Raw genomic sequence first — 13801 nt, forward strand, 5'->3', positions numbered from 1 at the left:
AGCCGCCGGCTGGTCGCCGGCGGCTTCGCGTCCGATGAGCTCCGTGCTGTGTCGTCCTCAGCTGCTGTGCTCACCCGTCGCCCTCCCCGCCAGACGTCCGCGGAGCCGAGTGTCCGAAGAGGTGCGATCCATGCTGGAACACCCTGGAGAAGGCGTGCGGGCACGCTCGGCTGCCACGCCGGTGGGCGGGGCGGGGGTCACCCGGACGCGGGTCCGGGTGACGTATGAGCCTCAGCCCAGGTGGACGGTGAACTCCGGCCGCTGGACGCGCAGAACCGTGCGGCCGCCCTCACGCGAGGATTTCGCACCCTGGCAGCCGGCGCCGCCGTCGACCGCGACGACGGAGTCCGTACCGCCCACGGCGCGGAAGGTCACCCTGCCCTTCTCCATTCCGGTGATCTCGGCGGTGGCGTACGCGATCCGTCCACCGCCCGCCTCCAGCCCGAGCGGCAGCATCGCGCCGCTGCGTCCCGGGATCCGCAGCTTCTCGCCGCCGAAGAGCGCCTTGCCCTTCTCGGAGACGGTGAACTCCTGGTCCAGCCCCGACGTGACGTTCAGCGCGTGCAGCAGACGCCCTGCGCCGCCGCCGTCGTTGCCGCCGACTGCGCGGGTGGTGAGCAGGAAGAGACCGGGGTCGGTCGTGCTGTGGGTGATGGCCGGACTCGCACCGAGCGCCTTGAGAGCGCTGCGCCAGAAGTCCAGATCGCAGCGGTAGTCGGTCGTGATCACGACGGCCCGGCCCTTGCCGACGGGGATGTCGAAGCCGCAGCCCTTCCCGGTGGAGACCTCCCGCAGCACCGTCGCGCCCTTGCTCGGGGTGCACAACTGCGCCTTCGCCACGCGGATTTCGGCGCGGGGGGCCGCCCAGCCGTGCGAGGTGGCCGAGAGCCAGAACCGGTCGGCGTCGGTGAGCGTCTTGCCGACCTTCAGGCCGAGTGCGTCGCGCAGTTCCGCACTGGCCTTGCCCGCCATGTCCTCCTCCGGCACCCGGCCGGAGAGCAGCAGCTTCCCGCCGGCCTCGAGATAGCGCACGAGTTCGCGCTGCACCTTCGTCGCGAGGTTCTTGCCGGTCGCCAGCGCCAGGACGGGCGTGCGGGACGGGTCGAGGCGCCCGGACTGGAGGTCGAGGGCCCTGTAGCGGAAGCCGCCGAGCAGCATCGCGCGGGAGAGGGCGCCGCGCGGACCGAAGCCCCGGATCTCCTCGATGTCGGAGAGGATCGCGTCGACGCTCGCGCGCCCGGGCGGGTGGTACTCCGTCAGATAGTGGTCGGGCACGAAGCCCAGGGCCAGGTCGTCGTACTCGGGCACCATGTCGGCGAGGGCACCGGCCAGACCGCCGACCGCGTGGACGGTCTCCTTCAGCGGCTCGTAGCTGAGGTTGCGCCGGCCTTCCGGGTCGACGGGTGCGGAGAAGCCGTGGCGCTCGCCGGTGATGCCGATGCGGTCGTTGCCGTCGCCCACGGGCTTGTCCAGCCTCGGGTTGAAGCCGCCCGCGAAGAGGTAGTAGTTGATCATCTTCACGCCCTGCGCGAGGCACAGCCGTGTCTTCAGGTCGCCGCTCTCGGCGTCCTCCTGGTTGTCCAGGTTGTCGCCGTAGTCGGCGTGGCCCGCGTCGAACTCCAGGGCGCTCAGCGGCTGGTCGGCGTTCTGGACCGACTCGGTGAAGGCGTTGATGAGGTAGAGGTCGGTGACGTTCTTGACCGTGAGCCCGCCGAGGTAGAAGTCGGAGCCGGCGAAGATCCCCTGCTCGCCCGACCAGGTCTCCATCAACTGGCTGATGCCGATGGGGAACTTCCTCGCGCCACCGTCCGACGTGCCGTGGATGTTGATGAGGAACGGGATGCCCTTGAGCCCGTTGCCCTCGGCGGACTTGCGGAGCGCGCCGACGTAGCGCGCGAAGCGGCCGCGCGTGAACGCGCCGAGGTCGTGCATGAGGGCGGCCGCGTAGGAGTCCTTCGGGGCGCGGATGGCCGCGTCGCGCTCATCGGCCGGCTTGTCCGCGAACGGGTAGCGCTCGCCGAGCTTCGAGCCGTAGGTCTCATCGAGCCATGTGTTGAAGGCCTTGAGCGTGCCGTCGGTGAGGGCGGGATGGTTGCTGACCCATGGCAGCATGCCGATCTCGTTGTCGAGCTGGCAGGCGATGACACCGTGCTTGCCCTTGCGGTGCTTGCGCTTGGCGATCACCGGTATCACCGCGTCGTACCAGCGCCGGACCTCCTTGAGGAACGCGGGCGCGAGATAGTCGATCGTCTGGGCGGTGTCCTTGCTGCCGTCCCAGCCCTTCGGGACGATCTCCGGGTGCTCCTCGCGCACGCGCCGGGGGACCCCCTCGCCCTTGAGCTCGGCCATCGTGAACGGGCCGGGGCGGGCGATGACATGGAAGCCGTTGTCGATGCACAGGTCCAGGAACGCGCCCAGGTCGCGCTCCTTGCGGGTCCTGCCGGTGACGTCGATCGAGCCGCCCGCGGTCTCGTGCCACATCCAGGGGATGTAGGTGGCGATGGTGTTGAGCCCGGCCTCCTTGGCGAGGTCGAGACGGGACTGCCAGTCGGAGCGTTCGAGTCGGAAGTAGTGGATCTCGCCTGCCAGTACGAGCACGGGCTCGCCGTCGATCAGGAGCCGCTTGCGGTCGTACGACACGGACGGGCCGGAGGCGGTGGGCTTCTCCGGGCGCGCGCCTCCCGTGGCGGTGGCGGCGAACGCGGGCGTGTCACCGAGGCCGGTGCCTCCCGCGGCGGCGACGGCGAGTGCCCCCGCGCCGCCGATTACGGCGCGGCGGCGCATGTCTGCCGGATGTGACGTCATGACGGGCTCCGTGAGTCAGTGGGCGTGCGTGTGGCGTGAGACGTGCGGCGCGTGTGGCGTGCGCGACGGGAGATGGCTGCTCGGCGAGGTGCGCCGAGACTGTATGCGCTTACAGGAAGCGCATACAAGAGGTCGGAGCGAAGGAGTTCGCGGGCTGCCGCGGCGTCAGAGCGCGACGCGGAAGCCGGTGTTCCCCGAGGAGGAGTCCGGCGTGTTCCCCATGCGCGCCGAGGTGCGGTAGCGCAGGCAGTACGACTCATGGCACAGATGCGAACCGCCGCGCAGCGCAACGGCGTCGGAGCCGTCGGCGAAGGCCCCGTCGCACCATTCCCAGACGTTGCCCGTCATGTTGAACAGGCCGTACGCGTTCGGCGGGAACGCGTCGACAGGGCAGGTGCCCGCGTAGCCGTCGGCCGCGGTGTTCCGGTCGGGGAAGGAGCCGCGCCAGATGTTCATCCTGAACTCGCCCGCCGGGTCGCGCTCCTGGCCCCACGGGTACGGCATGCCCTTCAGGCCGCCACGCGCTCCGTACTCCCACTCGGCCTCGGTCGGCAGGCGCGTGCCGGCCCAAGAGCAGTACGCGAGCGCGTCGTTGTGCGACACGTGCACGACCGGGTGGTCCTCGCGGCCGTCAAAGCCGGACTGCGGGCCCTCCGGGTGGCGCCAGTCCGCCCCGTGCACCTGCCGCCACCAGGGTGCGGCGGCCGCGGCGCGCGTGGCCGGAAAGCCCTCCGGCAGGAAGCCCCCGAACACGAAGGACCAGCCGAAGTGTTCGGCGTCCGTGCGATGGCCGGTCGCTTCGACGAAGGCCGCGAACTCGCCGGCGGTGACGGCGGTCGCCGCCAGCAGCAGCGGAGGGAGCGTCACCTCACGCACGGGGCCTTCGCCGTCCGCCGGGTACGGGGCGGCCTCGCATCCCATCAGGAAGGTGCCACCGGACAACGGACGCCAGCCGCCGAGGGGTCCGGGTACCCCCTCGGCGCGGTGCACCGAAGCCAGTCGGGGGCGTGCGGAGGCCGCACGGGACGGCGTGCAGCACGCCCGCGGCGCCCGCCTCTCCGGCGTGCTCGCGTCGGTCGTGTCCGTCACCGAAATGCCTCCCTCCGCCTTGCGTCACTCCCGGACCGGGAGCACTCCCTCGGGGGTGTCCCCGTGGCTGCGCTGAAGTTCTGCGAGCTGTCCGGTCAACTCCGCGGCGACGGCGGCATATTCGGGGTCGCCGTAGCGGTTGTGCAGCTCGTCGGGGTCGCGTTCGAGGTCGAAGAGTTCCCACTCCGGCTCGCGCCGCTCCGCTCCGGCGCCCGAGGCCCCGGAGCCGTGCCCCGGGTAGTGGATCAGCTTGTGCGTGCGGGTGCGGATGCCGTAGCAGGCCTGCACGTTGTGGTCGTGGTCGAGGTGCATGTAATAGCGGTAGTAGACGCCGTCGCGCCAGTCGCCGGGCGTCTCGCCGCGCAGCAGCGGTACGAGGCTCCGGCCCTGCATGCGCTCCGGGGGCTCGATCCCCGCGAGGTCCAGGAGTGTAGGTGCGAAGTCCACGTTCGCCACCAGGTCCTCGTTGACGGAGCCGGGAGCGGTCACGCCGGGCCAGCGCATCACCAGCGGGATGCGCATCGACGGGTCGTACATGAACCGCTTGTCGAACCAGCCGTGTTCACCGAGGAAGAAGCCGTGATCGGAGGTGTAGGCGACGACGGTCTCCTCGGCGAGGCCGGAGACCGTCAGGTAGTGCAGGACGCGGCCGACGTTCTCGTCCAGCGCCGCGACCACCCGCAGGTACTCCTTGATGTACCGCTGATACCGCCACTCGCGCTCCTCGCGTTCCGAAAGTCCTTCCGGCACGGGCTCCTTGAGGTCGTCGGGCACGAGATCGGCCATCCGAAGCCGCGCCTCGGCGGCGGCGGTGGCGCGCTCGCTCAGGTCGTCGTGGAGCGTAGGGGGAGCGGGGATGTCCTCGCCGGCGTAGAGGTTCCGGTGGCGTTCGGCCGGTTCGAAGTGCCGGTGCGGTGCCTTGTGCTGGACGAGCAGCGCGAAGGGGCGGTCCCGGTCCTGCCCGTCGAGCCAGTTCAGGGCCAGGTCGGTGATGATGTCGGTGACGTAGCCGGTGTACGTGCGCTCGCCGTCGGCTGTCAGGAAGGTCGGGTCGTTGTAGACGCCGTGCTCGGGCAGGATCTCCCAGTGGTCGAAGCCGCGGGGGTCGCTGCGGCCGCCGTGGCCCAGATGCCACTTGCCGACGATCGCGGTCCGGTAGCCGGCCTCGCGCAGCATCTCGGGGAAGCTCGGCTGCGTCGCGTCGAAGGTGTGGTCCGGCCCCTCCAGCGAGGTCATGCCGTTGACGTGGCTGTAGGTGCCCGTCAGCAGGGTCGCGCGGGCCGGTGAGCAGATCGCGTTGGTGCAGAAGGTGTTGTCGAACCGCATTCCCTCGGCGGCCAGTTGGTCCACAGCCGGGGTCCGGTTGATCACGCTGCCGTACGCGCCGATGGCGGGGACGGCGTGGTCGTCCGTCATGAACAGCACGATGTTGGGGCGGGCGTGCTGTCCAGAGGGATGCGCGGGCGGCGTCACGGAATCCTTCCCGGTGCGTGCGGTGCGGTGGTGCGGGGCCGTCCATCGTCGTGCGGGCCGGGACAGCGCCGGGGATGAGCCGGCGGCGCTGCCCCGGCGTTCCGGGGCGGCGGGCAGCCGCGTGAGCTGCTGGGGGATCAGCCTATGCCGAAGTCCTCCTTGGCCAGCAGCGGGCGCACGTTCCTGGCGAAGCCGCCCGAGCGGAAGGCGGTCTGCAGCAGGCCGGGGCTGAGCACCTGGGCGAGTCCGGCGGCGACCATGCCCTGGTCGAGCGCCAGCATGAAGTCGCTGACCGTCCCCTCCTTCACGTCGACGGAGTCACGGAAGCCGAGCCCGTCGTGGTACGCGCCGAAGTCATCGGCGATCTTCACCAGGTTGGCCACGGACGCCCCCGGCTCGAACTGCATTGCCAGGAACGACGCGTGGGGCGTCACGACGCCCTTGGGGAAGTAGCCCTCCACCGTCATGCCGATCGCGTCGACGCCGTACTCGCTGTAGCCGCCGGCGGGGATGTTGGCGGGCGAGAAGCCCCAGTACCCGTACTTCTCCTCCTCCAGGCCGTGTTCGATCTGGCTGCGGATGTAGCGCTTGTGCGTCACGCCCCACGCCTTGGGCGACCACTCGCCCTCGGGCACGAACAGCGGCACCATCAGGGCCTCGAACATCGAGCCGCCCCAGCTGGGGATGAGCTTGCGGCCGCGGTAGGTGTAGTGGCCGCGGAAGAGGCGCACGCCGTCGACCGTGACGTACTCGCCCTCGGGCTTCTGCTCCTGCTCGTTCTCGGGGACCATCGTGCGGAACGTGCGCCAGTAGTGCTCGCCCGGCAGGCTGCCGTCCGCGATGCCGAGGTAACTGGCCATGCGGGGCTCGGTGTTGAGCGCGCCGTACCAGTGCGAGGTGAAGGTGTTGTCGTCGGTCCAGTAGCCGCCGTGGATCTGGCCGGGGTTCTGTGCCGGGTCGCTCTCGTCGTACGGGGTGTAGTAGAAGGACCAGTCGGCGTCGGCGAGCAGCTTCTTGACGCGTCCCGCCAGGGACGGGTCGGCCGCGGCCGCGATGCGCAGCCCCGTCACGAGCCAGGCGTTGTCGACGGACGAGAGGAACGGGCGCACCTCGTCGCCGGTCTCCGGCCACTCGGTGAGCACCTCGCCCGTACCGGCGTCGTACCAGTTGAACCAGAAGCCCTTGGCGCGCTCCAGCTTCTCCACCGCCGAGACTGTGCCCGCCAGCCGCTTTCGCATGGTGGGCCGGCTGATCACGCCGAGCCCGGCGGCCGCGACCGTCGACCAGAGCCCGCAGCCGATGTTGGTCGGTGAGGTCTGCACGCTGCGCTTCGGCTTGGCGCCGCTGACGTCGATCTTGTCGGCGGCGAGGCCCATGTCCGAGTGCATGGCCTCGATCGAGGCGTAGGTGTCACGGAACCAGCGGTGCAGCAGGGCCGTCGTGGCGCGGCTGCGCGCCGAGGCCGGCGTGGCCGTGGCGCCGCCGAGGGCGAGCGCGGCCGTCGCACCCGCTCCGGCCGTGAGGATGGTCCGTCGTTTCATGATGGTGCGACTCCTTCGTCTTTCGGTGGACGTGCAGTCGTTGGAAGTCCTCCGGGGCCGCGGCCTCAGCTCCTGACGAGGCGCAGGGCCCGGATGCCGGGCATCGGCAGATCGACGGTGAGGGAGAGCGAGCCGTCGCCGTCGGCGGTCACTGTGCCGCCGCATTCCTCGAACAGCTCGTCGGCGGCGCGGAGTTCGTCCCACTGCCGCTCGTTGGGCCAGTCGCTGTGGCCGCCGTTCATGGCGTCCCACACGGCCTTGATGTTGGAGTGCTTCTCATCCACGCGGCGCACGGTGACGGCGTAACTCGCCCCCGGGGCGAGCCCGTTCACCTCGACGCGTGCGTTTCGGTTCAGCGAGGCGGCACCGTCGATCTTCGTCTGGTCGAGCGTGCCGTTCCAGCACAGGACGTCGACGCTCGAGGCGTCGTCCGTGCGCGTCGCGAGGGATTCCACCAGTGCCTCCGCGCCGTCACCGGAGACCGCCGCCGGGATGCGGCCGCCCTCCAGCTGGGAGAGCATGCGCAGCGCCCAGAAGCGCGGCTTGCGCAGGTTGCCGACCGTCAGCAGCCCGAAGCCGCCGTGGAAGAGCTTCGGCGGCCGGCCCAGCTCCTCGAAGTGGTCGGTGGCGACCCAGTAGGCCAGGGCGTCGGTCGAGGCCAGCGCGCTCTTCATGCCGCGCAGCACGAACGGGGCGGAGAAGACCGAGTCGCTGACGCGGTGGAAGTGGGTGGGCGTCACGCCCCATTCGGTCCAGAGGATCTCCGGCTCGGGCAGGCCCGTCGCCTCCGCGAAGGAGCGCGTCTGGGGACGGAAGTCCAGCGGGGCGTTGCCGTAGGTGTGCGTCGAGACGAAGTCGATCGGCACGTCGTGCTCGCGGCAGTGCTCCAGCAGCGGGCCCACCCACTTGGCGGCGGCCGAGCCGGGACCGCCCACCCGGATCCGCGGGTCCACGCTCTTCACGGCGCGCACCGCGGTCTCGTAGAGGAGGTGGTACTGGGCCTGGGTGCCGTTCCAGAACACCTCCAGGTTGGCCTCGTTCCAGACCTCGAACTCCCAGGTGGCGACCTCGTCCGCGCCGTAGCGCTCACGCAGGTGCACCGTCAGCGCGCGGCAGAGTTCGCTCCACCGCTCCCAGCTGCGCGGTACGGAGGCGATGCCCTTGTACTCGAAGATCGTGTACTCGGGGTCGAGTGCCAACTCCGCGGGCATGAAGGAGAGTTCCACGACGGGCTTGAGCCCGGTGGCAAGGAAGCGGTCGTAGACCTCGTCCGTGCCGGAGAAGTCGAAGGAACCGTCCTCGCGCACGCTCACGCACTCGGGGAGGAAGGTGCCGTGCGCCCGCACGGTGCGCACACCCAGCTCGTCGCGGACGATGCCGAGCGCGTCGGCGTACTCCTGCGCGACGTCCGCGCCGCCCGGACCCGGCTCGTCCCACACCAGCATCGACAGGTGCTCGGCGCCGATCATCCGGTTCCACACGGGCGGGAGCGGCACGGGCGCGGAGGAGGCGTGGACGGTCACGGTGACGGCGGGCGGCCGGGTGCCGGGGGCCCTGGGGCAGCCGCGTACGGGCTCGGCGGTGAGGGGGCCCGCACCCGCGTCCGTCCAGGAGGCGACCTTGTACCAGTAGCCCTGCCCGGGCTCGACGAGCGAGTCCGCGTACGGCGGCTCGGGCACCGCCAGTACGTCGCCGCCGCGATGGTCGAGCGGTTCGTACGGGCCGTCGACCGTGTCCGCGCGGTGCACGAGATACCCCAAGGCGCCCTCCACCGGCTGCCAGTCGAGCAGCACATGACCGGTGCCGTCCTCGGACCGCAGCCCCGCCGGCGCCGGCAGGTCGGCGGTGCCGGTCAGCGGCTGGTCGCTGGGGAGGCCGATGCGCTGCTCCCAGTCGAGGCGAGCGGCGTTCTTCTCGGTCATGTCGGGGTCACCTCTCGATGGATGCGCATACACGGGGTGCGCTGGCGTGGTGCTGGTCGTGCGGGTCGGTGCTTGTCCTGCTGTGCTGCGTTCCTGCCGGCCTGCGTTCCTGCGTTCCTGCGGTCGGTCGTACGGGCCTACTTGAGGCCCGCGGTGGCGATGCCCTGTGTGAAGTAGCGCTGCAGGAGGATGAAGACCAGCAGCACCGGCAGGACGACCAGGAACGCGCCTGCCATGAGCACCCCGTTGGAGCCGTTGGTCTTCGTGGGGTCGATGGCGAAGGTCGCCAGGGCCACGGGGAGCGTGTACTTGTCGGCGTCGTTGGTGGCCACCAGGGGCCACAGGAAGTTGTTCCAGGACTGCAGGAACGTGAAGATGGCGAGCGTCGCCAGCGCGGGCTTGACCAGCGGCATCGCGATCCGCCAGAAGATGAACCACTCACCGGCGCCGTCGATGCGTGCCGCCTCCAGCAGCTCGTCCGGGATGGCCGTCATGAACTGGCGCATCAGGAAGACGCCGAAGGCGCCTGCCGCGAACGGCAGGATCAGTGCCGCGTAGGAGTCGATCAGGCCCATCTTGCTGACCATCACGAACATCGGCATCAGCATCAGGTTGCCCGGCACCATCAGCGCGCACATCACCAGCGCGAACACCGGCCGTTTTCCTGCGAAGTTCAGCTTCGCGAGCGCGTAGCCGAGCATCGAGCAGAAGACCAGGTTGCAGACCGTGACGACGACGGCGACCAGCGTCGAGTTGAAGAAGTGGGCGCCGATGTCGAGCAGCTTGACCAGCTTCTCGAAGTGGATCAGCGTCCACTCGTCCGGGATCCACACCGTCGGGCTCGCGCCCAGGTCCTTCTCCGACTTGAAGGCGGACAGCGCCATCCACAGGAACGGTGCGATCATCACGATCATCCCGGCCCACAGGACGGCCAGGAGAAGCCTGCGGCGTGTGGCCTCGCCCTGGTGCAGGCGAGGTGCCGAATCCGATGCGTTGGCGGGGGCCGTCATTTCGTCTTGTCCTTCAGCAGACGGAGCTGGAGCAGGGTGACCGCGAGGATGATCGTGAACAGCACATACGCCATGGAACTCGCGTAGCCCATGTGGAAGTAGCTGAAGCCTTCCTTGTACATGTCGAGCGAGACGGTCAGCGTCGAGTTGTCCGGTCCACCCTCGGTCATCACGAACGGCTCCTCGAAGACGTTGAGGAAGCCGATGGTCGTCATGACGCTGACGTAGAGCATCGTCGGGCGCAGCAGCGGCACCGTGATGCTGCGGAACTCCTGCCAGATGCCGGCGCCGTCCAGCCGCGCGGCTTCCCGCACCTCGGTGGGTATGCCTTGCAGACCGGCGAGGAAGAGAACCATCGCCGTGCCGAGGTTGCGCCACACGGCCATCACGATCAGGGACGGCATCGCGAGGACGTTCGACCCGAGGAAGTCCGGTGACTTCAGGCCGACTTCGGAGGCGAGCCCCGAGATGAGCCCGTCCGCCGGGTCCAGTACGAAGCGCCACACCACGGCCACCGCGACGATGCTGGTGACGACGGGCGCGTAGAAGCCGACGCGGAAGACCGTACGCATGCGGCCGACGCCCCGGTTGAGCAGCACGGCCGCGAACAGCCCCGCGCCGACGGTGAGCGGCACGCCCAGCACGACGAAGTAGAAGGTGTTGAACAGCGACGTCAGGAACTTCTCGTCCTCGAAGAGACGGGTGTAGTTCTCCAGGCCGATGAACTCGGCGGAGAAGGGGTCCGCGACGTTCCGAAGCTCGAACTCGGTGAAGCTCATGAGGAACGTGGCGATGATCGGCACCGCCATGAACGTCAGGAACAGCACCAGGAAGGGCGTGGAGAACAGCCACCCCGGGCCGTTCTGCACGCTGAGCCGGTCCCGCCGGAGGCCGGGCCCCCGCCTCCGGCCCGTTCCGGTTCCGGCCCCGGCCCCGGACCGCACCTTCGAGGTGCGGTCCGGGACCCCCCGCCGGGATGGGGTCGTGGTCGCCATCGAGTCAGTCCACCAGGCCCTCGGTGGCCTTCTGCATCCACGCAGCGGCCTTCTTCGGGGACTCGCCCTTCTGGGAGACGCGGGCGACGCCTTCGTCGATCTTGCCGGAGAACTCCTCCCACTTGGCGAGCGGCGGGACGGTCTTCGCCGTCTTGAGCTGCTTCTCGAAGGCGTCGAGCTGCTCGGGCGCGTTCTTCAGCTGCGGCTCGTCGAAGGCGGACTCGTTGGCGGGCAGGGACTTGGCCATCTCGTACCAGGCCGCCTGCTGCTTCGTTTCGGTGAGGTACTTCGTGAACTCCTTCGCGGCGGCCTTGTGCTCGCTGTCCTTGAAGGAGACGAGGCTCGCGCCGCCCACCCAGGAGGTGCTCGACTCGCCGGCCGGCAGCGGGGCGGTGGCGTACTTGCCCTTCAGCTGCGGCTGCTGGTCCTGGATGTTCTGCACGATCCAGGGACCGGAGATGAACATCGGGGCGTCGCCGGTGCCGAAGTCCTTGACCACGTCGTAGTCGGGCGGCGAGCTCTTCCTGGAGAGGCCCTGGTCGAAGTAGGCCGCGTATTCCTCGAGCGCCTTCACGGACTCGGGGGAGTCGAGGTCGGGCTTGCCGGAGCTGTCGAGCAGGTCGCCGCCGGCCGAGTAGAGGAAGGGGAGCCAGGTCTGCCAGGCGCCGACGTTGGCGGGCTGGTTGTACGTGCCCCACTTGGTCTTCGCCTTGTCCTTGTAGGCCTTGGCGAGGTCCATCTGGTCCTTCCAGGTGGCCGGCGGCTTGTCGACCCCGGCCTTCTCGGCCAGGTCCGTGCGGTAGTAGAGGGCGCGGGTGTCGACGTACCAGGGGACTCCGTAGGCCTTGCCGTCCTTCACGCCGCCGTTCCAGGCGGCGGGGAAGAAGTCGTCCTTCTTGAAGGTCTTCTCGTCCACCGGCTCCAGGGCGTCCAGCTCGATGAACTCGCCCAGCATGGTGCTGCCCATCTGGGCCATGTCGGGAAGCTCCCCGGCGGCGACGGCGGCGGTGAGCTTCTGGTGCACGACGTCCCAGCCGACGGGGGTCACCTTGACGGTGATGTTGGGGTGCTTCTTGGTGAACTCCTTGCCGATCTTGGCAAGGTGCTTGCCCTCCTCACCCATGCCCCAGACGGTGAGGGTCTGCTTGTCCTTGGCTGATGTCTGCTCCTCGCCGCCGCTGCCGCAGGCGGAGAGCAGCAGCGCGAGGGCGGTCGTTGCCGCGGTGGCGGCGGCGATGCGTGGTATGGGCTGCATGGAGGGTCTCCTCCTCGTTCACGGAGCGGCGGTGGCGCCTTGACGTGGCCTGAAGTGACGGGCCGGACAACCGGGCACGGAAGCTTGGCTGTAAGCGCATACATACTCTGTGAGCGACGGTCCGGGCGTGCAAGGGCCGAGCAGATTACGACTGTGTAACGGAAGCGCCGCCTGCGGTGCCGTCAGTGGTCTACGGGGCGTTCCGGGGCGGGCATCCGCAGCTGGACCGGCGTACGACCGAGACCGGCAGCACCTGCGAGACAGGCTCCCGCGTGCGGTCCTCGAGCCTCGCGACCAGCAGCTCCACCGCTTCCTCGCCGATGCGCCGCATCGGCTGCCGCACCGTCGTCAGCGCCGGCGTCACCAGACGTCCGAGCGGAATCCCGTCGAAGCCGACGACCGCCAGATCCTCCGGGACGCGCACGCCCCGCCGGCGCAGCTCCGAGAGCGCGCCGACCGCCATCTGGTCATTGGCGAACGCCACCGCCTGCGGCAGCTCGCCCCCGCGGTCGAGGAGCTGCGCCACGGCGCGCTCACCCTCCGCCTGTGTCAGGTCGGACCGCACGTCCGGGCTCTCGGGGACAGGCAGGCCGGCCTCGAGATGCGCCGCCTGGAAGCCGCGGAAGCGGGCCTCGCCGTCGGGGGAGTCCTCCGTGCTGCCGGCGAAGGCGAGCCGGGTCAGGCCGTGGTCGGCGATGAGGTGCCTGGTGAGGGCGAGTTCGCCGTCGAAGTTGGCCACTTCGACGTGGTCGAGGTGGTCCAGCGGCGCGTCCTCGCGCGGACCCGCCAGCATCACCACGGGCAGCCGCCGCGAGATGACCTCGAGCTCCTCCGTCGGGACGGTGCGGGCGAGCACCGCGAAACCGTCCACGCGTCCCGCGACGTCGGCGACGAGGCTCGCCGGGCCCTCGGCGAGGGAGGCCGCGATGAGCAGGGCGTAGCCGTGGCGCCGGGCCGCCCGCTCCATGCCGCGGATTATCTCGTCGGAGTAGAGCATCAGCTCGGCGTCGTCGCCCAGATCGGCGTCCGGGTCCTCGGCGTCCGGGTCGGCGTAGTCGGGGAAGCACAGTCCGAGCACGCGAGTGTTGCGGCTGGCCAGGCCCCGTGCGTTGCCGCTCGGTACGTAGCCGAGCTCACGGGCGGCGGCCAGGACTTTCTCCCGCGTACCGGCGCGCACGGAATCGGGGGCCCGATAGACTCGCGAAACCGTCGCGATCGAGACGCCCGCTTGTCCGGCGACGTCGTACACGGTGGGAGCATTCACGCGACCATGCTCTCCTGCCTGGCTCAGGCCGTGGGGGCCGCTGGATTGAAAGCGCATTCATCGTACGCCGCCTGCCGAAGCGGCGGCAAGAAGCCCCCTCCTGAGCTCCCGGGGGACCCCAACTCGCCCATGTCAGGGCTGATTTCGGCCACGGTCCATGGTCTGCCGACCCCCTCTGACCACGTAGGGGGACGCGCCGGTGCCCGCGCCAGGGGGCGTGCGGGCCTGAAAGCGCGTGCCTACTCCCGGTAACCCCAGCTCATGCGGTCCAGCTCAGGGGTGTGCGGACGGTCGGGGCTCGGGCCTTCACGCGGCGTCCCGGATCCAACGACCGGGGTTCGGCGGAAAGTTGTCTGCGCGAAACCTTGCCGTGCAGGCCCGGTGTCCATAACCTGACTCGCCAGTAACTCTTCCGCACAGCAGGGTCTCCTTCTGTGCGTTCCCCCC

9 protein-coding genes are annotated in these 13801 nt (G+C 69.9%); all 9 read right to left on the bottom strand.

Going from position 1 to position 13801, the window contains the following annotated elements:
* Nucleotides 1–231 precede the first annotated feature (231 nt).
* Nucleotides 232–2805: a beta-galactosidase gene (locus G4Z16_RS22980; RefSeq protein WP_197352575.1), complete on the bottom strand. Its 2574-nt coding sequence runs from the start codon at nucleotides 2803–2805 to the stop codon at nucleotides 232–234.
* Between the two features lie 165 nt (nucleotides 2806–2970).
* Nucleotides 2971–3894, bottom strand: coding sequence for a formylglycine-generating enzyme family protein (locus tag G4Z16_RS22985; RefSeq protein ID WP_425508107.1), 924 nt, complete (start codon nucleotides 3892–3894; stop codon nucleotides 2971–2973).
* Between the two features lie 24 nt (nucleotides 3895–3918).
* Nucleotides 3919–5367 carry a sulfatase family protein gene (locus tag G4Z16_RS22990; protein WP_281393711.1) on the bottom strand — a complete coding sequence of 483 codons (1449 nt, stop codon included), beginning with the start codon at nucleotides 5365–5367 and terminating at the stop codon, nucleotides 3919–3921.
* Between the two features lie 137 nt (nucleotides 5368–5504).
* Nucleotides 5505–6908 (bottom strand): glucoamylase family protein, encoded by a 1404-nt coding sequence (locus G4Z16_RS22995; RefSeq protein ID WP_197352577.1) that lies wholly within the window; start codon nucleotides 6906–6908, stop codon nucleotides 5505–5507.
* Between the two features lie 65 nt (nucleotides 6909–6973).
* Entirely contained in the window at nucleotides 6974–8830 is a 1857-nt protein-coding gene (locus G4Z16_RS23000; RefSeq protein ID WP_197352578.1) for a GH39 family glycosyl hydrolase, read from the bottom strand.
* Nucleotides 8831–8967: 137 nt separating this feature from the next.
* A complete protein-coding gene (locus G4Z16_RS23005) occupies nucleotides 8968–9744 on the bottom strand; it encodes a carbohydrate ABC transporter permease (protein ID WP_425508178.1) in 777 nt (258 codons plus the stop codon).
* A 92-nt stretch (nucleotides 9745–9836) separates the two neighbouring features.
* Nucleotides 9837–10835, bottom strand: coding sequence for a carbohydrate ABC transporter permease (locus tag G4Z16_RS23010; RefSeq protein ID WP_197352580.1), 999 nt, complete (start codon nucleotides 10833–10835; stop codon nucleotides 9837–9839).
* Between the two features lie 4 nt (nucleotides 10836–10839).
* Entirely contained in the window at nucleotides 10840–12090 is a 1251-nt protein-coding gene (locus G4Z16_RS23015; RefSeq protein ID WP_197352581.1) for a sugar ABC transporter substrate-binding protein, read from the bottom strand.
* 190 nt (nucleotides 12091–12280) lie between these two features.
* Nucleotides 12281–13354, bottom strand: coding sequence for a LacI family DNA-binding transcriptional regulator (locus G4Z16_RS23020; RefSeq protein WP_246531006.1), 1074 nt, complete (start codon nucleotides 13352–13354; stop codon nucleotides 12281–12283).
* Nucleotides 13355–13801 lie beyond the last annotated feature (447 nt).

The organism is Streptomyces bathyalis, assembly GCF_015910445.1.
Classification (GTDB): Bacteria; Actinomycetota; Actinomycetes; order Streptomycetales; family Streptomycetaceae; genus Streptomyces; species Streptomyces bathyalis.